The following is a 21,974-nucleotide window of genomic DNA, read 5'->3' on the forward strand; positions in this document are numbered from 1 at the left end:
TTTTCTATTAGGATTGATGTTAAGCGCTCAAATTTAGTTTAAAAAAAATATTTTATCTCAATTAAAATCAAATCTGCATCAACAAAATTTATATTTTTGGTTTTTAATTTTATCTCCATGAAGAAAACGATCGCATTATTGACAGGTGGCACTACAGGCGAATGGGTAGTTTCAGTAAAAAGTGCAGCTACAATTGCTCAAAATTTAGATACCACAAAGTACGATGTTTATAAAATAATGCTAACCGAAAATGGCTGGTTTTATGAACCTGCAGATTCTGTTAAAATCGATATCGACAAAAACGATTTTTCTTTGACAATAAATGGTAGAAAAATTAAGTTTGATGGCGTTTTTATAGCCATTCACGGTTCGCCAGGCGAAGACGGTAAACTACAAGGTTATTTTGATATGTTAGGTATTCCTTATACCACTTGCAGTGCTTTAACCTCTGCCATTACGATGAATAAAGGTTACACCAAAGCAATTGTAAATGGTATTAAAAACCTTAACGTTGCCAAATCTGTACAAATTTTTAAAAATACTATCTTTTCTATTGATGAGATTAAGGCCGAACTTAAATTACCTTATTTTGTAAAACCTAATAATGGCGGTAGTAGCATTGGCATGAGTAAAGTTAAACATGCTGATGATTTGCAAAGCGCTTTAGACAAAGCGCTTAAGGAAGATAGTCAAGTTTTAATTGAAGAGTTTGTAGAAGGTAGAGAGTTTTCTGTTGGCGTTTTTAAAACCAAAGGTAAAATTGTGGTTTTGCCTGCTACAGAAGTAATTCCTGCAAACGAGTTTTTTGATTTTGAGGCCAAATATACACCTGGTGCTACCGAAGAAATTACACCTGGTAGAATGTCTGATGAGGAGAAAAATAGGGTAGAGCAAGTTGTTGCAGAAGTTTATGAGAAACTAAATTGCAACGGCATTGTACGCATTGATTATTTTTTAGAGCACAATACCAGCAATTTTTACTTCATCGAAATTAATACCATTCCGGGCCAAACAGCTACAAGTTTTATCCCTCAACAAGTAGCTGCCATGGGTACGCAACTTAAAGATTTTTATACTCAGGTAATTGAAGAAACGATTTAATAGCTAATATTTTAAACTGCCGTCACCCTGAATTTATTTCAGGGTCTGATTTGTATTTAAGATATTTAAGTAAGATTGACTAGGTAAGAGTTCTTGTTAGATGTAGATCAATCTTTCTTAAACACGCTATAATAACGAAAGTGTAAAAATACCCAGATAAATTAGGAGAAAAGCAACGCAAGTATTCTATATTTCTGGTAGTCCTGCTTTACGCTACAATCTTTTGCTAAAAAACTTACGAAGTCTTTGGTAGGTTGGTTAGAAGACTTCGAAAGTTTAGCAAAAGTATTTTCGCTGCTATCAGGTTTAAAAGAATTGGTTTATGCAACTATGAGGGGCTTTAATAGCACAAGCCCTTGTAATTAGCCCCGACAGCAGCGAGCACGAAGCCCGAAGTTTACGAAGGGCGAAGTAAAGTGGATGGCGGGACAATACATTAATTTTTGTACTATTAGTGCGCTTCTAGAAAAAACTTTAGCCTTAACTATAAAGCCTCCTAATTCTTAAATAAAACTATAAAATTCTATGCTATCTATGTGGTTAAAAATTGTTTTGTAGCTTTTAAAATTAAACCACTTTTTTCTTCCAACCGCCGCGTTTAAATAAAATAAAAGCGGCAATGGTAATTCCAACTTCTGCTACAGGAATGGCTACAAATACGCCTGTTGGACCCATATTTAAATACTTGGCTAAAAAGTAAGCAAATGGAATTTGAAATAACCAAAAAGCGACAATGTTTATTTTGGTCGGTGTCCAAGTATCGCCTGCGCCATTAAATGCACTAACCAATACCATCCCAATGCCATAAAGTACAAAACCGTAGCTTAAAATTCTCAGAGCCTCAACTGCAACTGCTTTAATTTGCTCATCTGTGGTAAAAAAGGAAGCGAAATATTTGCCACAAGTTAAAAAGAGAACGGTTACAAAAGCCATAAATAACACCGAATATTTCATGGTGGTAAATACAGATTTTTCAGCTCTATCAAAATGACCAGCACCCATGTTTTGGCCAACCAAAGTTGCTGCAGCATTGCTTAAACCCCAAGCCGGTAACATAAAAAACATCATTAGGCGCAATGCAGTTTGGTAGCCAGCAGAACCATGGTCGCCACCAGTTGTGGCCACCAACTCCGCTAAAAATATCCAGCTGCATGAGGCAATTACAAACTGTAAAATGGCTGGTGCAGCAATCTTAATAATAGCTTTAATTTGGTCAAATTGAGGAATAAAGTAGGCTAATTTTATCTTTAAAGCGCTATTTCCTCTTGCTAAATGAAATACCTGATAACAAACACCTAACCCTCTGCCAATGGTTGTGGCAATGGCTGCACCAGTTAAGCCATAAGCTGGTATAAAACCAAAACCTCTAATAAATATGGGGCATAAAATACAGTTGGCAACGTTAGCAATAATTAAACTTTGCATCGCTATAGAAGCATTACCTGCGCCTCTAAAAATACCGTTGATTAAAAATAGTAGCATAATAATAACGCTACTTCCCATCATAATTTGTACAAAAGTTGTTCCTTGTATGGCAGTGGTTTCAGTAGCCCCCATGACTAGCAAAATCTCTTTTGCATAAATTAATCCAGCGATGCTGATGATTACATTGATAAAAACTGCAATTAAAATGGCTTGCATGCCAGCTTTTGCAGCTGCATCTGGATTTTTCTCGCCAACTCTACGGGCAACTACTGCTGTAGCGGCCATACTCATTCCTATAGCTAAAGAATAAATTATGGTTAATACAGATTCGGTTAAGCCTACTGTTTGTATGGCATTACTGCTATTGGGTAAATGACCAACGAAATATAAATCTACCAAGGCAAATACAGATTCCATCATCATTTCTAGCATCATAGGTATTGCCAAAAGAAAGATTGCTCTGCGAATACTTATTGAAGTTAAATCTGCTTCTTTACCAATAATGGCGTGCCAAAGCAGCGTAAAAAAGTTTATAAAACTATTTAAAGTTTTTAAAGATTGTGACATTATAAAAAGTTATGAATGAACCATTTGATGCTAGATCAGCACCAGTTTAATTTTAGATGTAGAAAGTGGAGCCCTAAGCTATTCTGATACGGACTTCGATAAACTTCATGGTTCTAAAGGTTTGATGATATAAATGTAGGGAAAAAAATATATGTTTAAAATATATTTGATATTATCTTCAAAGAAATAGAGAGCTAGCTAATAGGTTATATACTGTAAGCTTTAATCATCTCTTCATTTACTTTACAAGAACGTTGAGTTGCTAAATCGATCATTACATAATCAAAAACCCCATCAGAAGCTAATTTGCCAGTAGCTTTATTGATGATTTCGAATTGTACGTTACTTCCTTTTTCATTCATTTCTAAAATCCCAGTCCGAATAATCATTTTATCGCCCATTTTTAAAGCACGTTTAAAATTGATTGTTACTTTTGCTACCACCCAGCCGAAACCTTGTTCAGAGAATTTTTCCCAGCTCATGCCGTAAAATTTTTCCATTTGCTCGTAACGAGCGGCCAATACATAATCAAGGTATTTGCTGTTGTGTACATGGTTAAACATGTCTATATCATCAGGGCGAACATTTAACTCGGTTTCGAAAATGCTGTATTGGTTTTTAATCATCGGGGCAAAAGTAAACAAACCTTGTAGGTTTTTAAAACCTATAAAGTTTATAAATTTAAATAGTTATTAATCTAAGGGAAATGAATAACCTCTTTGTTTTAATTAAAGATAATTTTTGTATTTTTGATAGAATGGGCAGTTTAAAACTATATGATACAAATATTTCGAGAGCTAGCATAGTTGCAGAGCGAGAATATGCTTATTTAAATCGCTCTTCGGAACAAAAATTTTTTGCCTTGTTAAATCTTAATCGTATTTCTGTTCAAATGAATGGAGGTAATCCCTTGAAAAAACCACAAGGCTTGGGGCTTGTTATTCGTAAGCCTAACATTTAAAATTTTATGTCTTTTGATAAAGAGAGTGCAGAAATGTTATTGCTTTTGCAAACATTTGAAAAACATAATGTTAATTATCTAATTGTAGGGGGGGTGCAGTTAACCGTTATGGTTATAACCGTACCACAGGTGATTTGGATATTTATTTGGAAGATACAGTAGAAAACAGGAAAAACTTAATTGAAGCCATTGATGAAATGGGCTATGGTAGGTATGATATGCTAATTGATGTTCCGATTATTGCAGGTTATTGCGAGGTGTTGATGGATGATGGAATGTAAGCCGATTTAATGACAGATATCCCTGGCCTTCAGAAAGAAAAGTACGATGAATATTTATCTATGGCCACTGTAGATAAAATAAAAGATTTTAATGTTTACTTTTTACACTACAACCATTTGATAGAGAATAAAAAAGCAACCAATAGAATAAAAGACCAGTTGGATGTACAGGAGTTGGAGCGTATAAATAAAAAGGATTAACTTTTTTAAAGGTTTTGCTAACTATGAGGGGAAACCTACTTTTCAAAAGCGCTTCATCCTCAGCTAAATAAACCCGACTTAGCGAGATGCCGCCTTCACGGCAGAAGCGAGGGCGGGGCTGTAACTGCCAAGCATTACTAACATTGTTTTTCGATAATTATTTTCTGTGTTTAAGCTTAATGATATATTCGCAACAATTTAACAATCAAACAATTTAGCAGCTTGTTTTTAAATTAAAATACCTTATCTTTGCGCCACAATTAATTAATTTTAACTTTAATATTATTCAAGAATGTATTTAAGTACAGAAAAGAAAGCCGAAATCTTTAAAGAGCACGGCGAAGTAGCAACCAATACTGGTTCTGCTGAAGGTCAAGTGGCGTTATTTACATACCGTATTGCGCACTTAACAGAACACTTAAAGAAAAATCGTAAAGATTTCTCTACTCAGTTGTCACTTCAAAAATTGGTAGGTAAACGCCGCGGTATTTTGGCTTACCTATACAAAAAAGATATTAATCGTTATCGTGCTATTATCAAAGCTTTATCGCTAAGAGATATCATCAAATCGGTGTAATGTTAATAAAAGCCATTCTTTTAGAGTGGCTTTTTTAGTTTAATACTCGAAGAAAATATATATAAACTCGATCTGTTCGAAAGAGGAAAAGCAGATCACAACAATTAAATATGAATGTAATAAAAAAATCGTTCGATTTGGGCGATGGTAGAATTGTAGAAATTGAAACAGGTAAATTGGCTAAACAAGCTGATGGAGCTGTTGTAGTAAAAATGGGAGATACCATGTTGTTAGCAACTGTTGTATCTACTGTAGGTGCCAAACCTGGTACAGATTTTTTACCTTTATCGGTAGATTATCAAGAAAAATATGCGGCTACTGGCCGTATTCCAGGAGGATTTTTACGTCGTGAGGCAAGATTATCTGACTACGAAGTGTTAATTTCTCGTTTGGTTGATAGAGCTTTACGCCCTATGTTCCCTTCAGATTATCACTCTGATACACAAGTAATGATTTCATTAATCTCGGCTGATAAAAATATAATGCCAGATTGTTTAGCTGGTTTAGCGGCATCTGCAGCTTTAGCAGTTTCTGATATTCCTTTTAACGGTCCTATTTCTGAAGTACGTGTGGCTAAAATTGATGGCAAATTGGTAATTAATCCATTAGCTAGCGATTTAGAACGTGCAACTTTAGAATTTATGGTAGCTGGTTCGGCTAACGATATAGGCATGGTTGAGGGTGAGTGTGATGAAATTCAGGAAGATGAAATGGTTGAGGCTTTAAAATTTGCACATGATGCAATTAAAGTTCAATGTGCTGTTCAATTAGAATTAACTGAAGCAACAGGTAAAACAGTAAAACGTGAATATAGCCACGAAGACCATAGCGAAATTTTAAAACAACAAGTTTATGCTGCAACTTATGATAAAGTTTATGCTGTAGCAAAATCTGGTTCAAATAAAGATGAGCGTAAAGTTGGTTTTACAGCAATCATAAACGAGTTTTTTGAGGCTATGCCAGAAGAAACTGAAGATTTAACTAAAGCAATGGCTAAACATTATTACCATGATGTGCAGTACGATGCAATTAGAAATTTGTTGTTAGATGAAGGTATTCGTTTAGATGGTCGTAAGACTACAGAAATTCGTCCAATTTGGAGTGAAGTAGGTTATTTACCTGCAGCACACGGTTCGGCGGTATTTACCCGTGGCGAAACTCAATCTTTAACATCGGTTACTTTAGGTAGCAAAGATGATGAGCAAATGATTGATGGAGCTTTCTTTAACGGTTACAATAAATTCTTGTTGCACTATAATTTCCCTGGTTTTTCTACAGGTGAGGTTAGACCAAACAGAGGCGCAGGCCGTAGAGAAATTGGTCATGGTGCTTTAGCTCAACGTTCGTTGAAAAAAGTATTACCAGAAGGTGCAGAAAATCCTTATACAATTCGTATCGTTTCTGATATTTTAGAATCTAACGGTTCATCATCAATGGCAACTGTTTGTGCTGGTACCTTAGCATTAATGGATGCAGGTATAAAAATCAAAGCACCTGTTTCTGGTATTGCAATGGGTTTGATTACTGATGAGAAAACTGGTAAATATGCAATCCTTTCAGATATTTTAGGTGATGAAGATCATTTAGGAGATATGGATTTTAAAGTAACTGGTACTGAAAATGGCATTGTTGCTTGTCAGATGGATTTAAAAATCAATGGTTTATCTTACGAAGTATTAACTAAAGCTTTATTACAAGCTAAAGAAGGTCGTTTACACATCTTAAACGAGATGAAGAAAACAATCGCTAAACCAAACGAAGATTTAAAACCACATGCTCCACGTATTGTTTCTCTAACTATTGATAAAGAATTTATTGGTGCGGTAATAGGCCCAGGTGGTAAAATTATTCAAGAAATGCAACGTGAAACTGGTGCATCAATCTCTATTGAAGAGGTAGGTAACAAAGGTATCGTTGAGATTTTTGCTGATAATAAAGCTGCAATTGATGCTGCTGTTGCTCGTATCAATGCAATTGCTGCTAAACCAGAAATTGGTGCTACTTACCAAGGTAAAGTAAAATCTATTATGCCATTTGGTGCTTTTGTAGAGATTATGCCAGGTAAAGATGGTTTGTTACACATTTCTGAGATCTCTTGGGAACGTTTAGAAACTATGGATGGTGTGCTTAAAGAAGGCGACAAAATTGAAGTTAAATTGTTAGATGTAGATAAACAAGGTAAAATGAAACTTTCTCGCAAAGTTTTGTTGCCACGCCCTGAAAAACCTGCAGCTCCACAAGGATAAAAGTCCGGAAATCCGTATGTCGGAAAGTCGGAACTTTATAAGTTTTATCGGTTGGTGTCTCCATCGACCGAAATTAACCCTTTCAGTTTTACTGGAAGGGTTTTTTGTTTTTTTGAAAAGCAGTTTAAGTGAAATATTTTAATGTTAGTCTGGCTTTACGCTATATTCCCGATGAAGAATCGGGAGATGCCGCTGCAATCCAGTTTACAAACATAAGGTAGTGCTAAAATTTTAAGTTTGCCATTACAAAGTTCCCTACTTCTTTTGTAACTTGCCTTTCTAAGATAATGCGTCATTGCGAGGTACGAAGCAATATTAATGCGAATGCAATCAACCTAGGTGATTGCATCGTGCCTAGCAATAACGATAGCATAAAATTTCAATAATATGAAACACATCATAGCCCCGTCTATACTTTCAGCAGATTTTGCTAATCTGCAACGCGATATCGAAATGATCAATAACAGCCAAGCAGATTGGTTTCATGTTGATGTAATGGATGGTGTTTTTGTACCTAATATCTCTTTTGGATTTCCAGTTTTAAAGGCGGTAAACAAGTATGCCACAAAACCTTTAGATGTGCACTTGATGATTGTAAATCCAGATCAATATATAGCAGAGTTTGCGAAAAACGGAGCAGCAATTATTACAGTTCATTACGAGGCTTGTACACATTTACATAGAACTATCCAATTGATTAAGGCTCATGGTTGTAAAGCAAGTGTAGCGCTCAATCCACATACTTCTGTAAGCTTACTCAAAGATATTTTAGCAGATTTAGATATGGTACTAATCATGTCAGTAAATCCAGGTTTTGGTGGGCAGCAATTTATAGATCAATCCTTAAATAAAATTGCCGAATTGAGGCAAATGGCTAATGAAGTTAATCCCGATTTAATAATTGAGGTAGATGGGGGAGTTGGCATTTCAAATATCGATAATTTGATTAAGTCTGGAGCTAATGCATTTGTTGCTGGTAACGCGATTTTTGCTGCTAATGACCAAGCTCAAATGATTGCAGATATGAAAAACAGATCAATAGATAGCTATCAAATCTAAATTTCATTGATGACAAAATTATATTTGTTGATTTTTACTTTTGTATTTGGCATTACTTTGGTAAATGCCCAGCCATTGGTAAGGGTAACAGGTAAAATTTTAGATCCAAAATCCTTTCCGTTGCAACAAGTTACAGTTGCAGTTTTAGGCCAACAAGAATCTACTTTAACAGATGCAAATGGCGATTATACCATATACTCTAAAACGACTGCTTTTACACTTAAATACAATCTTTTAGGCTATAAACCCGTGTTGCTAAAAATCAATGAAAAAGCTGCTGGACGAATTGTTAGAGATTTATTTTTAGAACCTAATATAAACGAATTAGAACAGGTTACTGTTACAAACAAGCAAAATCAATTAAGCAATACCAATACCATAAACATTGCAGATTTAAGATCTTTGCCTTCCGTTTCGGGTAATTTCGAATCTATTTTAAAAACCTTGCCCGGAGTTTCTACTAATAATGAATTAAGCTCGCAATATAGTGTTAGAGGTGGTAATTTCGATGAAAATTTAGTTTATATCAACGATGTAGAAATAAGCAGGCCAATATTAATTAGAAACGGACAACAAGAAGGTTTAAGTTTTATCAATGGAGATTTGGTAACCAGAGCCAAATTTTCTGCCGGTGGTTTTGAAGCTCGTTACGGAGATAAATTGTCATCGGTTTTAGATGTGAAATACGACAGACCAGATAGTAACCAGATCATTTTATCAACAGGTTTTTTGGGTACATCTGCAACAACTAAACTTGTAAATGCTAAAAGTTTTTTTTTAGCGGGTTTAAGGTACAAGAATAATAGTAGCGTACTTAACCAACAAGATAATAAAGGAAGTTACAATCCAAATTTTGGTGATGCGCAGTTGTTATATCAGTACAATTTTTCAGATAAGTTTAGCCTAAGTGCATTAGGAAATTTAAATATCGGTCAGTTTAAATTAATACCAGAAGATAGAGAAACCCAGTTTGGAACTTTAAATACACAATTGAGGCTAAATATATCATATAACGGACAAGAAATAGATAGTTATCAAGCTGCTGGAGGTGCTGTTACTGCAATATTTAGTCCGAAACCGAATTTTGCAATAAAATGGATAAATAGCTATTTTAATACTAGAGAGAGAGAACGGTTTGATATTGAAGGAAGATACGTTTTTGATGAACTAGAAAGTGGATTTAATACCAGCGGTTTTAGCTCCGTACGTGTAAATAGAGGAGTAGGCACTTATTTAAGTTATGCCCGAAACAGCTTAAACTCTCAAACAATAAGTAGCGAAATTAAGGCTGATCAAAACTTCGAAAATCATGTTTTTTCCTTTGGTTTTAGATTTGAGGGTAATAAATTTCGAGATGAGTTAAGCGAATATCATTTAACAGATTCTGCAGGTTACATCTTGCCAAATGATGCAAGTCTGTTTTATCTAGATCAATCTATCCATCAAACCAATAAGGTTAATATTAATAATTTTACTTCATTTATTCAAGATAGTTATAGTTTATCGGCCAATACCAATTTACAATTAGGTGTTAGAGGAAGTTATAGCAGTTTAAGTGAGCAATTTTTAATTAGTCCGAGATTGCTCTTGGCGTACAGGCCTAATAATAATCGTCAAATTCTACGCTTTACGGCAGGTGTTTATCAGCAAGCACCAACTTACAGAAGCATAAGAGCTTTTGATGGAAGTTTAAACTTAAACCAAAAAGCACAACGATCTTACAATACTTCTTTTGGTTTCGATTACGCTTTTGATGGCTTAGGCACTCGATTAAAGTTTAGTTCAGAAGCTTATTACAAATATTCAGACAGATTGATCCCTTACGTAATTGACAATGTTAGGATCAAATACTTATCCACACAAACGGCCATTGGTAATACATTAGGTGCAGATTTTAGTATCGGAGGAGAGTTTGTAAAGGATCTTGTTTCGTATTTTAGATTGTCTTTCATGAAAGCAAACCAAGATATTTTAGGAGATTCATATATTGTAAAAAATGGCGATGGAATTTCTACAACGATTTATCCTGGTTATTTAAAAAGGCCAACAGATCAACGCGTTAATTTTTCAGTGTTTTTTCAAGATCGATTACTAAACAGTCCTACCTATAAAGTTCATTTAACCATGCTATATGGCTCTCGTTTGCCAATTGGTTCTCCACAAAGTAATACTTATAGTGATGCTTTTCAAATCCCTGCTTACAAGAGAGTTGATATTGGTTTTTCTAAAGATTTTTTAGATGATTTTGCACTACGTAAACCAAAAGTGTTAGAAAAATATTTTAGTTCGTTTATGGCTTACATTGAAGTATTTAATTTGTTGAATGTAAATAATACGGTTTCATATTTATGGTTAAAAGATGTAGATAACGTTCAATATGCGGTGCCAAATTATTTAACTGGGCGTCAATTTAATTTTAAATTGATTTTAAAGTTTAAAAATCAATAAAAATTAATACCAAAGTGTTAGATTTACACCTATAAAAATACAATAAAGAAATCGCGATTTAATGGATAACTATCTGTATAAATCAACATTATTTTATTACCATTGAAAACATATTTTAATAAAAATGAGACATAATTTTGGTGCAGGTCCCTGTATTTTACCACAGGAAGTGTTTAAGCAAGCTTCTAGAGCTGTTTTAGATTTTAAAGATGGTTTATCAATTTTAGAAATCTCTCACCGTAGTCCTGAGTTTGAAGGCGTAATGGCAGAGGCAAATAAATTGGTAAAAGAACTTTTAAATGTACCATCAGGATATTCCGTATTATTTTTGCAAGGTGGTGCAAGTTTGCAGTTTGCAATGGTGCCAATGAACCTATTGCCTGAGGGAAAAACAGCGGCATATTTAGAAACGGGTGTTTGGGCAAATAAAGCAATTAAAGAAGTTAAATTTTTTGGTAAAGCTGAAGTTGTTGCTAGTTCAAAAGAGGCTAACTTCACTTTTATTCCTAAAGATTTTGCTATTCCTACTGATGCAGCTTATTTTCACTATACTTCTAATAACACGATTTACGGTACAGAGCTTTTCGAAGTTCCAGAAACTAATGTGCCAGTAGTTTGTGATATGTCATCAGACATTATGAGCAGAGTGATTGATGTTGCTAAGTACGATTTAATTTATGCTGGTGCTCAAAAAAACATCGGCCCGGCTGGCTTAACTATTGTAATTGTTAAGGATGAAATTTTAGGCAAGAGTGGCAGAGCAATTCCATCGATGTTAGATTATGCTTCATACAAGGATAACGATTCGATGTACAATACACCACCTGTATTTTCTATTTACACAGCAATGTTAAACCTAAACTGGTTAAAGTCTAAAGGTGGCGTTGCAGAAATTGAAAAAGAAAATAAAGCAAAAGCTGACGCATTATATAAAGAAATTGACAGAAATACGTTGTTTAAAGGTACTTGTGCTGTTGAAGATAGATCTAGAATGAATGTTTGTTTTGTGATGGAAAACCCTGAACTAGAAAAACCATTCGCCAAATTTGCAGATGAAAATGGTTTTGAAGGTTTAAAAGGACACAGAAGTGTTGGTGGTTTTAGAGCATCAATGTACAACGCATTGCCAATTACCAGTGTTCATGCTTTAATAGACTTGATGCAGGAATTTGAGGAGAAGCACAACAAAAATTAATTTAAGGTTTAACAAATATTCGATTGTACACATCTCAGCCTGTTGGCTGTAACTTATGTTGTCAATCTAATCCGAGAAATCAAATATATGATTAAGATACTCGCCAATGATGGCATAGACCCAATTGGGAAACAATTATTAGAACAAGCAGGTTTTCAGGTTGATACAGAAACTATTCCTCAAGATCAGTTAACTGAAGCTTTGTTAAATTATGATGCCATTACTGTTCGTAGTGCTACAAAAGTTAGAGCCGCTTTAATTGATGCCTGTCCGAATATCAAATTAATTGGTAGGGGGGGTGTTGGTATGGATAACATTGATGTAGAATATGCCCGTAGCAAAGGTGTTGCTGTAGTAAATACACCTGCAGCATCTTCTTTATCGGTAGCAGAATTGGTATTTGCACACCTGTTTACAGGTGTTAGGTTTTTATATGATGCCAATCGTAAAATGCCTTTAGATGGTGATGTTAAATTTAACGATCTGAAAAAGGCATACGCAAAAGGTATTGAATTACGTGGTAAAACCATTGGTATTATAGGCTTTGGCAGAATTGGTAGAGAAACTGCTGCCGTAGCTTTAGGTTTAGGGATGAATGTGTTGGCTTACGATTTATTTCCATTTGCAGGCAACATTACGTTAAACTTACAAGGCGGTATTAAGGTTGATATTCCTGTGCAAACAGTAAGTTTAGCAGAAGTAATCGCACAAAGTGATTTCATTTCATTGCATACTCCATTTGCAGACAAACCTATTTTAGGTGCTGATGAATTTGCAGCCATGAAATCAGGTGTGGGCATCGTAAACTGTTCTCGCGGTGGTACTATAGATGAGCAAGCATTAATTGAAGCTTTAGATTCGGGTAAAGTTGCGTTTGCTGGTTTAGATGTTTTTGATAATGAACCTACACCGATTAAACAATTGCTAAATCATCCTAAAATATCTTTAACTCCACATATTGGCGCTGCTACTAACGAAGCTCAAGAGCGTGTTGGTACAGAGTTGGCTAATATTATTATAGATTTTTTTAAGAAATAAGTATTTATTTGTCATTCCGAGGAACGAGGAATCTCTTATGAGAATTCTGTTTCTTTGAATGACAAATTTACTTCATAGAATTTGTTAACGCCCAATATCTAAAGCCTAATACCGCTTTTTGAAAAGTGCTCAATTTCATTGGATCTTTCTGATAATAACTAGGTAAAATCAGATTATTTAATTTAACCAATAATTTAAAAGCTTTTTGTTTCATCATAATGCTTTAATTTTTTGCGTTTTAGGTTAAACAAATAGGCTAAAACTCCACATCCTGCCATAAAGATAAACATCATTAAATAAGCCAAATCTCTTGAGTTTTCAACCTTGTCTTGGTTTTCTGAAAGGATTAGGTTTTGTTCCTGTAGCGATTTAATGGTCTTTCTATAATTAATTATACTTTCTGTATTGCTGCTTGCAGCTGTCTTTACCTGCTCAACCTGTAAGTCTTTATAATCCATTAAAACTTTTAGTTGCGTAAAAATCTCATTATCTGTTAAAGCTATCTGACGAAGAATTTCATTTGAGTTTTTGATATCTCTCTTAGTCTGAAAACCAAAAATCCCGGTTCTTGCACTTAAACTTTCGTCATATTGACCAAATTTCGAACTTCGATCTGCTAATAATGCGTTAATCTTTGCCCGCTGAACTTCATATGCAGAAGTATCTTGAGCAACCGAAAACGAACAAGTAAATGCGGTTAAGCAAAGCGACCAAATAAGTTTTTTAATCATGATTTTGTTTTTATTGTTCAAGCAAACTCCATGCCTCAGCTTTTGCTGTGAAATTGGGTTTAACTTTAGCCCATGTTTTTATAAACAAATCAGACTTTCTATAGTTTTCCAAATCATCCGCACTGCGCCATTCACTTATCGTAAAAAATAAACTTAACTCGTTTTCATGCTGCAAGAGTTTAACACTTAAACAGCCATCGGATTTTGCTATTTGAGGTTTAACTTCATTAAATAATTTTCTAAACTCATCGATGAAATTACCATCACATTGCATTTTTACAACACGTACTATCATAAAATAAAATTAAGTTATGGTCGGTCTGACCGTAGTCGAAGACCTCAGTTAAGAAATTCGACTATGCTAACGATGATTTTTTGTTTAACCTTTTGTGATTCAATTTTTAGTACAAAAAGGTTTTGTCATTCTGAGGTACAAGGAATCTCTTATAGAGATCCTTCAATGCGTTCAGGATGACAAAGCGGGCTAAATTTAACTTCATTTATATTGATCTTTATGCAAATTACACCTCAGTGACAAGCTCTTTTAAGGTACTCCCTTTTGGGCAGGGGTGGGTGGGGCATTCTTTCTAAGGATGAAACTCAACCCTTACAATATCGCTCAAATGCAAGCCTAACAAACCACTTGCTTTACCTTTATTGATCGCGATTTCTAAATGGTTACTTATTCCAAACAAACAAAGTTTTTCTCCCTCTGGTACTTCATTATAATGCCAACTTAATTGGGTAATAGTTTCACTCTTTCTAAAGTACAAAGTGAAGTCTCTATTGCGTTGTATTTTGGTAAATAAATCTTTGGTAATGTTGGTAATTACATTGCAAAAAGTATCAATATAAATTACACTTCCTCTAATGATATCTCGCTCTATAACAGGGTGTAAAAGCATTCGTTGCTCAATTTCTCCTGTAGGTACACCAATGTCTTTTAACTTGCCACCTTTAGCTAAATGAATGGCTGCTTTTACAAAAATATCTACCAAAGGAAAGTGTAAATATTTTAAATCTTGCATAATGTTTAGCTCAACTAATTCATCAGGTGTTTCATCTAACAATAAGGAAAAGATACCATTATCTGCACCAACAAAAAAGTGGTCTTTATAACGCAGGGCGATGTATTTAGTGTTTTCGCTGAAAACTGAATCGATACCAATAAGGTGGACGGTATTTTTTGGGAAATAAGGGTACGCGTTTTTTAAAACGAATGCAGCATACTGAATATTAAATGAAGGAACTTCATGGGTTATGTCCACAATATTAGCTGTAGGCAAGATGTTCAGGATACTGCCTTTTAAAGCAGCCTGATAAAAATCTTTAGAACCTAAATCTGTAGTTAATGTAATTATGGCCATTAAAAATTCAATATTTATTCTTATTCTTGTGTATAGGCAAATCGCCTACAAATATTCAATTTTTAAATCGAAATACACACTGCTAAAATAAAAATACAATATTTTGAACGAACTAAAGCTAACATTAGAGACAACAGATCAAGTACAATTTTGGGGTGCTAACAATGAGCACTATGAGTTGGTTAAAGCAGCTTTCCCGAAATTAAAAATAGTAGCAAGAGGAAATGACGTTAAAGCTTTAGGTGATGAGGCTGAGCTAAAGGCATTTGAGCAAAAGTTTGAACAGCTGGTTGCGCATTTAGAAAAATACAGAACACTTTCGCATAATGATGTTGAATCGATACTGGGTTCTAAGAAATCAATAACTAAAACTGAAGAAAATCCTGTTGCTTCAGCAGCAGCAAACGCAGGCTCTGGAGAGGTAATTGTTTTTGGTAACCATGGGTTAATGATTAAAGCTCGTACGGCTAATCAGCGTAAAATGGTCGACAGTATCAATAAAAACGATGTGTTGTTTGCCATCGGCCCTGCCGGAACAGGTAAAACTTATACAGCTGTTGCTTTGGCGGTTAGAGCATTAAAAAACAAAGAAATAAAAAGAATTATCTTAACTAGACCAGCTGTAGAAGCAGGGGAGAGTTTAGGTTTTTTACCTGGAGATTTAAAAGAAAAGGTAGATCCTTATTTGCGTCCGCTTTATGATGCCCTGGATGATATGATCCCGCCAGATAAGTTAAAACTATATTTAGAAAACAGAACCATTGAAGTTGCCCCACTCGCTTTTATGCGTGGCAGAACGTTAGACAACTGTTTTGTGATTTTAGATGAAGCCCAAAATTCTACAGATTTACAATTGAAGATGTTTTTAACCCGTATGGGGCCAACGGCTAAGTTTATTGTAACTGGTGATATTACCCAAATCGATTTACCTAAAAAAGCACAATCTGGCTTGCATAATGCACTGCGTATATTAACAGATATTAAGGGCATTGATGTAATTTATTTAACTGGAGAAGATGTTGTAAGACATAAGTTAGTAAAAGCGATTTTGAAAGCTTATGGGGATATACAGTAATTTGAGTAGCAAGATATGAGTATCGAGTATCGAGATTGATTAACGCAAAAAAAAGATAATGACACTAAAAGAAGCTGTTTTAAAAAGTTTAGAAGATATAAATGATGTAACTAACTACTTAGAGGTTTTAAATCATATTTTGATTAATAAATATTATGATTTTAAGGTTTCAAAAACTCCTGGAAGCACAATATCTGCTGTTTTAGGTGATTTCATAAGAAACGGCGATGCTAGAGTAAAACGTATAAAGCAATCTGGCGGTACTTATTCATATTATCTAACAAAAAATGAGCAAAACATAGGAATTGAGGTTTTAAGTGGTGATGTAGAGATAATAGAAATTAAAGAACATAAAATAAGTAAATCAAAAGTTTATGAAGAAAGAGATTTACATAAACTTTTGAGTAGTTATTTGAAAAATACCGATACATACTCAAAAACAATTTTCCACGAACAATCAAATGGAAAGGACAGCAATCAAATATGGACACATCCTGATATGGTTGGTATAAAATTTCTAAATCTACAAACAAAAGCCAGTCAGAATTTTTTAAAATCTATAAATCGGGTTGATACATTTAAAATCAGTTCATACGAACTTAAAAGAGAAATTAATAGTGATAGTGAACTAAAAAAAGCATTCTTTCAAGCTGTTTCTAATTCCAGTTGGGCTAATTATGGATATTTGGTAGCATTCGAATTTAGTGATAGTTTAAATGACGAAATGGCAAGATTAAATCAATCTTTTGGAATTGGGATAATTGAACTTAATGCAAATCCTTACCAAAGCAGAGTGTTATTCCCTTCTGTTTTTCGAGATTTAGATTTTAAAACAATCGATAAACTTTGTAAAATGAATAAAGAGTTTGAAAAGTTTATTGAGCAAACCGAAAAACTTATGACCGCAAGTGAGAAGTATGCTTCAGGGGCCGAGAAAGAACTTGATGAATTTTGTGATAACTATTTCTCAAATGATAGTGAAATTGAAGATTATTGCAAAGAAAAGTATATTCCCTTTAATGAAGAGCTAAGTCGATAATTTAGTTTCCAAGCATTTTAAAGTCCGAAGATGAGATTGTAAAAAATCCTATTTTCGGACTTTTCTCTTTTAATTTAATATCAAAATTGTGCATTAAAACTTAAAGATTGCAAAGTAAGTCTCACATCTCATATCTCAATACTCATATCTTTTTATTATTTTTATCCCCTAATGAAAGCAATCAAAGAAACCAATTTTAATTTTCCGCAACAAAGCAATTTTTACAAAGGTAAAGTGCGTGATGTTTATACAATAGATGATCAACTAATGGCCATGGTGGTAACCGATAGAATTTCAGCATTTGATGTGGTATTGCCAGAAGCTATTCCATTTAAAGGCCAGGTTTTAAACCAAATTGCCGCAAAATTTTTAGCTGCAACACAAGATATTGTGCCCAATTGGGTTTTAGCTACTCCAGATGAAATGGTAACAATTGGTCGTATTTGCGAGCCATTTAAAGTTGAAATGGTAATTAGAGGATATTTAGCCGGTCATGCTTCTCGTGAGTATGCTTTAGGCAAAAGAGCTGTTTGCGGCGTTGCTTTGCCAGAAGGATTAAAAGAAAACGATAAATTACCCGAACCGATTATTACGCCAACAACAAAAGCAGCAGTTGGTCACGATGAAGATATTTCTAAAGAAGATATTTTGGCAAAAGGCATTGTTTCTTTACTAGATTACGAAAAATTAGAAGCTTACACTCACGCACTATACAAACGTGGTACAGAAATGGCTGCCGAACGTGGTTTAATTCTAGTTGATACCAAATATGAGTTCGGAAAAGTAGGAGATACTATTTACCTAATTGATGAAATTCATACACCAGACTCTTCTCGTTATTTTTATGCTGATGGGTATGAAGAAAGACAACAATCTGGCGAAGCTCAAAAACAGTTAAGTAAAGAGTTTGTACGCAAATGGTTAATCGAGAATGGTTTTCAAGGCAAAGATGGTCAAGTTGTACCAGAAATGACAGAAGAGATTGTGAACTCAATTTCAGATCGTTATATTGAGCTTTACGAACAAATTACAGGCGATGAGTTTGTGAAAAATACATCATCAAATATTTTGCAAAGAATAGAAACAAACGTTAATAATGCACTTTCTAATTTATTATCAAATTAAAAATAGCTACTTTCGTTTTACAAAAACACAATAACCATGAAATTTTCTACAGATAAACACGAAAAATATGTTGTTTTAAAATTGGATGAACCTAAGTTTACCAACGACAATACACCAGCTTTAAAATCGGAATTTATCTTATTAAACACCGAAGGATATCGAAACATTGTATTAGACTTATCTGAAGTTAAAGAATGTAATGATTCGCAAGATTTAAGCTGCCTTTTGGTTGGCGATAGACTTTGCAAAAGTGCTGGAGGAATATTCGTGGTAACTGGTGTAAACAATACCATCGCAAATATTGTTAAAATATCTAACCTACATCATTCGGTTACATTTGTAAACAAACTAGATGAGGCTACGGATTTAATCTTTATGGAAGAAATAGAGAAAGAATTACGCGGCAGTGTAGATAAAGGATAATTAATGACATTTGAAGTAACTATTTTAGGCAGCAGCTCAGCAACTCCAATTTTTAATAGAAACCCAACATCGCAATTATTAAATTGCAATGAGAAATTTTATTTAATAGATTGTGCAGAAGGTACACAGCAACAATTGATTAAATTTGGGTTAAAAGCCTCAAAAATCGATTATATATTTATTAGTCATTTACACGGCGACCATTATTTTGGTTTAATTGGCCTTCTTTCTAGTTTGCACCTAAATGGCAGGATCAAACCAATTCATATTTTTTGCCCTAAAGCGCTTCAAGAAATACTCGAGCTGCAATTTAAACACTCCGATACGCATTTAAAGTACGAGTTGATTTACACATTTACTGATGCAACTAAATCTGAAGTGATTTTTGAAAACAACGATGTAACCGTACAAACCATTGTGTTAAATCATCGTATACCCTGCACTGGTTTTAAGTTTACAGAAAAGAAAAGATTAAGAAAATTGCTTGTCGAAAAGTTAGAGCATGATCAAGTGCCTGTAGAACTTTATCCGTTATTAAAAAGAGGGGTAGACCTAGATTTGCCAAACGGCGATTTGATCAAAAATTTAGACTACACCACCGACTCAGCAGACCCAAAATCTTACGCTTATTGTTCAGATACTCTGTATGATGAAGTATATTTTGATACTATAAAAGATTGCGATACACTTTATCACGAAGCTACTTTTTTGCATGAAATGCTAGAGCGAGCTAAAGAAACACATCATACAACTGCTTTACAGGCTGCTGAGGTGGCTAACATTGTTGGCGCAAAGAAACTATTGATCGGTCACTTTTCATCGCGTTACAAAACCTTAACCGAGCTTTTAGACGAGGCAAAATCAATATTTCCGCAAACGGAATTAGCTATCGAAGGAATTACTTTTAAGATTTAATTTTTCAAGTTTTATTTGAAGCGCAATTACAGGTGTTAATTTTTACGTCAGTCCTGCTTTTCGTTCCAATCTTTTTGTGTGCTTCTACTACAAGCAATGGCGGGTAAGTACTTAATCTTACACAAAAAGTATTTGCACTTTAATCAGGGCTAAATAACAAAGGCTTTTGCAAGTAAAACCCTGCAAAGTTCCCATAATTTCGAACCAGTTTTTCGCGAGAGCATGTTTCTAACTTTCAGAAAAAATCTGTCTTTTACCTTAGGAAACTTATTTATTTAGCTTAGATAAATAGCAAATGAAACCATCCACCTGAATTCCTTCAAATTGTTATTATACAAAAAAGGCCAGAAATTTATTTCTGGCCTTTTTTAAATCCGTTTAAGTTATTATTTATCCTTTTTGTTTCCTCCACCAAAAACAGAGAAGTGAACGTAACGTTTCGGATTAGCTTTTAAATCGATCATCAAGGCATCTAAGTTTTTAGAAGCGTTATTTAAATTATTGTACATCTCCTCATCAGTAAGCAATTTACCTAAAGAACCTTTACCAGCTTTTAATTCTGAAACCATTCCTTGTAAATCGGCAACTGCTTTATTCGCATTATCAATAGTAGTTTTAAAGTTTAATGCTGCAACTTTATCAGTAACAGTATTCAAGTTATTTAAAACTGCATCAATTTTTGCTCCGTTATTTTTAAAGTTTAAAGTAATCGCTTCTACATTAGATAAAATACCCGATAATTTTGCACTTTCTGAACCAACCAAAGCATCAACCTTTTTAGATGTAGCTTCTAAAGAACCTAAAGTCGATGCAATACTTGTAAAACTTTTATCAACATTTTTTTGGAAACTTGGATTAAGTATTGAGTTTACACTTGTTAAAATCGAATCCATTTTTGTAATAATCAGCTCTGCTTTCTTTTGAACCGGTTGTACAGATTCCATTAAGCTTTTCTCTACATTGGCGTTTAAAACGTATTCATCTTGAGCATATTCTTTACTGTTACCTAAAACCATTACAACTGCTTTACCACCTAACAAATCAGTACTCTCTAATCTAGCAATAGTGTTTATAGGGATTTGATACTGATCTTTGATTTTTAACGTAGCCTTAATTCTACCATCGGCTTGTAATTCTAATTTATCAACTCTACCGATCTGAAAACCATTAATTAATACTGGTTTAGAAACACCCAGTCCATCAACCTGAGAATAAAGTGCATATAATACAGTTTCATTAGAGAAAATTGAATTTCCTTTTAGAAAATTATAGCCAATTATTAATAAGGCAATAGCAAAAGCTGCTAATACACCTACTTTGGTTTCGTTTTTTATTTTCATTTGTGTTGTAGCGTTTTAAATGGTACTAGCTTTACTAAAATGCTGTTAAGCAAAGCTGATTTATTTTTTAATTTTCTATCTGTTTTTTGTACTCTTTAACGGCATTTACAATAGCCCTAACAATTTCTTGTTGCCCATCTTCAGAGTTTATATAATCTTCCTCAGCCGGGTTGGAGATAAATCCTATCTCAGTTAAAACCGAAGGCATTGCTGCTCTCTGCAAAATTAGTAATCCCTGTTCTTTAACACCTCTGTTGGTTCTTTTGTTTACTTCAGTGTAGTTTTTTTGAATTAATTTCGCCAAGGCTAAACTTTTAGTTCTAAACAAAGATTTGTACAAAGATAGCATAATTAATTCTTCAGGATCGGTTGGATCATAAGCACCTTTCTTTTTGTAATCCTTGTCTTTTAAGATATCCTCATTTTCTTTTATGCCTGCATCCATTTCATTAATTCGGCGGTAGGCACCCACAAATGTCTCTGTTCCTTTGGTATAATTATTCCCTTTAGGCATCGAATTGCAGTGTATAGAGATAAAAAGATCTGCTTTTGCATCGTTCGCAATTTCGGCTCTTCTGTACCAATCTACATCAACATCTGTTTTGCGGGTTTGAATAATTTTTATATTTGGTAATTCATCTTCGAGCATTTTGCCCAATTTTAAAGCTACTTTAAGAGCTACCGTTTTTTCTAAAGAATATTTTCCGGCAGCACCAGGCTTAACACCTCCGTGTCCGGCATCTATAACTATAGTTTTAATTTTATAACCTTGTGCATTGGCGCCAAATGGCTTAATTGAGAAGAGGATTAAGATGAATAATAAGACCGATTTAAATTTCATTTATTGTGTGTTTGCTGCA

The 21,974-nt window shown here is 34.1% G+C and carries 22 protein-coding genes; 15 read left to right on the top strand and 7 right to left on the bottom strand.

Annotated elements, in window-relative coordinates; translation table 11 throughout:
* The first annotated feature begins 117 nt into the window (after positions 1 to 117).
* Positions 118 to 1,101: a D-alanine--D-alanine ligase gene (locus AC07XU_RS12760; protein WP_494944014.1), complete on the top strand. Its 984-nt coding sequence runs from the start codon at positions 118 to 120 to the stop codon at positions 1,099 to 1,101.
* 567 nt (positions 1,102 to 1,668) lie between these two features.
* Here AC07XU_RS12760 and AC07XU_RS12765 read toward each other — a convergent pair.
* Both AC07XU_RS12765 and AC07XU_RS12770 read right to left on the bottom strand, forming a co-directional pair.
* Positions 1,669 to 3,093 carry an MATE family efflux transporter gene (locus AC07XU_RS12765; RefSeq protein WP_494944015.1) on the bottom strand — a complete coding sequence of 475 codons (1,425 nt, stop codon included), beginning with the start codon at positions 3,091 to 3,093 and terminating at the stop codon, positions 1,669 to 1,671.
* Between the two features lie 206 nt (positions 3,094 to 3,299).
* Entirely contained in the window at positions 3,300 to 3,719 is a 420-nt protein-coding gene (locus AC07XU_RS12770) for an acyl-CoA thioesterase (RefSeq protein WP_494944016.1), read from the bottom strand.
* Between the two features lie 80 nt (positions 3,720 to 3,799).
* On the opposite strand from AC07XU_RS12770, the gene AC07XU_RS12775 reads away from it, so the two are divergent.
* The 9 genes from AC07XU_RS12775 (at position 3,800) to AC07XU_RS12815 (ending at position 13,099) form a co-directional block, all read left to right on the top strand.
* Complete coding sequence (locus tag AC07XU_RS12775; RefSeq protein ID WP_494944017.1) at positions 3,800 to 4,054, top strand: hypothetical protein; 255 nt, start codon at positions 3,800 to 3,802, stop codon at positions 4,052 to 4,054.
* A gap of 146 nt (positions 4,055 to 4,200) precedes the next feature.
* The gene (locus tag AC07XU_RS12780) at positions 4,201 to 4,335 is read left to right on the top strand and encodes a hypothetical protein (protein ID WP_494944018.1); all 135 of its coding nucleotides are present in this window, start codon (positions 4,201 to 4,203) and stop codon (positions 4,333 to 4,335) included.
* A 9-nt stretch (positions 4,336 to 4,344) separates the two neighbouring features.
* Entirely contained in the window at positions 4,345 to 4,536 is a 192-nt protein-coding gene (locus AC07XU_RS12785; protein ID WP_494944019.1) for a hypothetical protein, read from the top strand.
* Between the two features lie 292 nt (positions 4,537 to 4,828).
* The gene (gene rpsO / locus AC07XU_RS12790) at positions 4,829 to 5,113 is read left to right on the top strand and encodes a 30S ribosomal protein S15 (protein WP_494944020.1); all 285 of its coding nucleotides are present in this window, start codon (positions 4,829 to 4,831) and stop codon (positions 5,111 to 5,113) included.
* 110 nt (positions 5,114 to 5,223) lie between these two features.
* Entirely contained in the window at positions 5,224 to 7,359 is a 2,136-nt protein-coding gene (gene pnp, locus AC07XU_RS12795) for a polyribonucleotide nucleotidyltransferase (protein WP_494944021.1), read from the top strand.
* Positions 7,360 to 7,746: 387 nt separating this feature from the next.
* Positions 7,747 to 8,418 (top strand): ribulose-phosphate 3-epimerase, encoded by a 672-nt coding sequence (gene rpe, locus AC07XU_RS12800; RefSeq protein WP_494944022.1) that lies wholly within the window; start codon positions 7,747 to 7,749, stop codon positions 8,416 to 8,418.
* A 9-nt stretch (positions 8,419 to 8,427) separates the two neighbouring features.
* Positions 8,428 to 10,866, top strand: coding sequence for a TonB-dependent receptor (locus tag AC07XU_RS12805; protein WP_494944023.1), 2,439 nt, complete (start codon positions 8,428 to 8,430; stop codon positions 10,864 to 10,866).
* 124 nt (positions 10,867 to 10,990) lie between these two features.
* Positions 10,991 to 12,061: a 3-phosphoserine/phosphohydroxythreonine transaminase gene (serC, locus tag AC07XU_RS12810; RefSeq protein ID WP_494944024.1), complete on the top strand. Its 1,071-nt coding sequence runs from the start codon at positions 10,991 to 10,993 to the stop codon at positions 12,059 to 12,061.
* 87 nt (positions 12,062 to 12,148) lie between these two features.
* Entirely contained in the window at positions 12,149 to 13,099 is a 951-nt protein-coding gene (locus tag AC07XU_RS12815) for a D-2-hydroxyacid dehydrogenase (RefSeq protein WP_494944025.1), read from the top strand.
* 194 nt (positions 13,100 to 13,293) lie between these two features.
* Here the strand turns inward: AC07XU_RS12815 and AC07XU_RS12820 are convergent, their stop codons facing one another.
* From AC07XU_RS12820 to AC07XU_RS12830, 3 genes are all read right to left on the bottom strand, one after another.
* Positions 13,294 to 13,830 (bottom strand): hypothetical protein, encoded by a 537-nt coding sequence (locus tag AC07XU_RS12820; protein WP_494944026.1) that lies wholly within the window; start codon positions 13,828 to 13,830, stop codon positions 13,294 to 13,296.
* A gap of 10 nt (positions 13,831 to 13,840) precedes the next feature.
* The gene (locus AC07XU_RS12825; RefSeq protein ID WP_494944027.1) at positions 13,841 to 14,125 is read right to left on the bottom strand and encodes a putative quinol monooxygenase; all 285 of its coding nucleotides are present in this window, start codon (positions 14,123 to 14,125) and stop codon (positions 13,841 to 13,843) included.
* 292 nt (positions 14,126 to 14,417) lie between these two features.
* Positions 14,418 to 15,197, bottom strand: coding sequence for an SAM hydrolase/SAM-dependent halogenase family protein (locus AC07XU_RS12830; RefSeq protein ID WP_494944028.1), 780 nt, complete (start codon positions 15,195 to 15,197; stop codon positions 14,418 to 14,420).
* A 103-nt stretch (positions 15,198 to 15,300) separates the two neighbouring features.
* On the opposite strand from AC07XU_RS12830, the gene AC07XU_RS12835 reads away from it, so the two are divergent.
* From AC07XU_RS12835 to AC07XU_RS12855, 5 genes are all read left to right on the top strand, one after another.
* Positions 15,301 to 16,272, top strand: a complete 972-nt coding sequence (locus AC07XU_RS12835; RefSeq protein WP_494944029.1) for a PhoH family protein — start codon at positions 15,301 to 15,303, stop codon at positions 16,270 to 16,272.
* Between the two features lie 58 nt (positions 16,273 to 16,330).
* Entirely contained in the window at positions 16,331 to 17,311 is a 981-nt protein-coding gene (locus AC07XU_RS12840; RefSeq protein WP_494944030.1) for a hypothetical protein, read from the top strand.
* A 171-nt stretch (positions 17,312 to 17,482) separates the two neighbouring features.
* A complete protein-coding gene (locus tag AC07XU_RS12845; RefSeq protein ID WP_494944031.1) occupies positions 17,483 to 18,436 on the top strand; it encodes a phosphoribosylaminoimidazolesuccinocarboxamide synthase in 954 nt (317 codons plus the stop codon).
* Positions 18,437 to 18,472: 36 nt separating this feature from the next.
* On the top strand, positions 18,473 to 18,859 hold the full coding sequence (locus AC07XU_RS12850) for an STAS domain-containing protein (protein ID WP_494944032.1): 387 nt from the start codon (positions 18,473 to 18,475) through the stop codon (positions 18,857 to 18,859).
* Positions 18,860 to 18,862: 3 nt separating this feature from the next.
* Entirely contained in the window at positions 18,863 to 19,774 is a 912-nt protein-coding gene (locus AC07XU_RS12855; RefSeq protein ID WP_494944033.1) for a ribonuclease Z, read from the top strand.
* Positions 19,775 to 20,160: 386 nt separating this feature from the next.
* On the opposite strand, the gene AC07XU_RS12860 is transcribed toward AC07XU_RS12855, so the two are convergent.
* Together AC07XU_RS12860 and AC07XU_RS12865 are read right to left on the bottom strand one after the other, a co-directional pair.
* Positions 20,161 to 21,114, bottom strand: a complete 954-nt coding sequence (locus AC07XU_RS12860) for an MlaD family protein (RefSeq protein ID WP_494944034.1) — start codon at positions 21,112 to 21,114, stop codon at positions 20,161 to 20,163.
* 67 nt (positions 21,115 to 21,181) lie between these two features.
* Complete coding sequence (locus AC07XU_RS12865; protein WP_494944035.1) at positions 21,182 to 21,955, bottom strand: N-acetylmuramoyl-L-alanine amidase family protein; 774 nt, start codon at positions 21,953 to 21,955, stop codon at positions 21,182 to 21,184.
* Between the last annotated feature and the right edge of the window lie 19 nt (positions 21,956 to 21,974).

The organism is Pedobacter sp. GW456-11-11-14-TSB4, from assembly GCF_059424425.1.

Coding starts and splice junctions, on each gene's coding strand:
- AC07XU_RS12760 (WP_494944014.1), top strand. CDS start 118: ATGAAGAAAACGATCGCATTATTGACAGGTGGCACTACAGGCGAATGG.
- AC07XU_RS12765 (WP_494944015.1), bottom strand. CDS start 3,093: ATGTCACAATCTTTAAAAACTTTAAATAGTTTTATAAACTTTTTTACG.
- AC07XU_RS12770 (WP_494944016.1), bottom strand. CDS start 3,719: ATGATTAAAAACCAATACAGCATTTTCGAAACCGAGTTAAATGTTCGC.
- AC07XU_RS12775 (WP_494944017.1), top strand. CDS start 3,800: ATGAATAACCTCTTTGTTTTAATTAAAGATAATTTTTGTATTTTTGAT.
- AC07XU_RS12785 (WP_494944019.1), top strand. CDS start 4,345: ATGACAGATATCCCTGGCCTTCAGAAAGAAAAGTACGATGAATATTTA.
- rpsO (WP_494944020.1), top strand. CDS start 4,829: ATGTATTTAAGTACAGAAAAGAAAGCCGAAATCTTTAAAGAGCACGGC.
- pnp (WP_494944021.1), top strand. CDS start 5,224: ATGAATGTAATAAAAAAATCGTTCGATTTGGGCGATGGTAGAATTGTA.
- rpe (WP_494944022.1), top strand. CDS start 7,747: ATGAAACACATCATAGCCCCGTCTATACTTTCAGCAGATTTTGCTAAT.
- AC07XU_RS12805 (WP_494944023.1), top strand. CDS start 8,428: ATGACAAAATTATATTTGTTGATTTTTACTTTTGTATTTGGCATTACT.
- serC (WP_494944024.1), top strand. CDS start 10,991: ATGAGACATAATTTTGGTGCAGGTCCCTGTATTTTACCACAGGAAGTG.
- AC07XU_RS12815 (WP_494944025.1), top strand. CDS start 12,149: ATGATTAAGATACTCGCCAATGATGGCATAGACCCAATTGGGAAACAA.
- AC07XU_RS12820 (WP_494944026.1), bottom strand. CDS start 13,830: ATGATTAAAAAACTTATTTGGTCGCTTTGCTTAACCGCATTTACTTGT.
- AC07XU_RS12825 (WP_494944027.1), bottom strand. CDS start 14,125: ATGATAGTACGTGTTGTAAAAATGCAATGTGATGGTAATTTCATCGAT.
- AC07XU_RS12830 (WP_494944028.1), bottom strand. CDS start 15,197: ATGGCCATAATTACATTAACTACAGATTTAGGTTCTAAAGATTTTTAT.
- AC07XU_RS12840 (WP_494944030.1), top strand. CDS start 16,331: ATGACACTAAAAGAAGCTGTTTTAAAAAGTTTAGAAGATATAAATGAT.
- AC07XU_RS12845 (WP_494944031.1), top strand. CDS start 17,483: ATGAAAGCAATCAAAGAAACCAATTTTAATTTTCCGCAACAAAGCAAT.
- AC07XU_RS12850 (WP_494944032.1), top strand. CDS start 18,473: ATGAAATTTTCTACAGATAAACACGAAAAATATGTTGTTTTAAAATTG.
- AC07XU_RS12855 (WP_494944033.1), top strand. CDS start 18,863: ATGACATTTGAAGTAACTATTTTAGGCAGCAGCTCAGCAACTCCAATT.
- AC07XU_RS12860 (WP_494944034.1), bottom strand. CDS start 21,114: ATGAAAATAAAAAACGAAACCAAAGTAGGTGTATTAGCAGCTTTTGCT.
- AC07XU_RS12865 (WP_494944035.1), bottom strand. CDS start 21,955: ATGAAATTTAAATCGGTCTTATTATTCATCTTAATCCTCTTCTCAATT.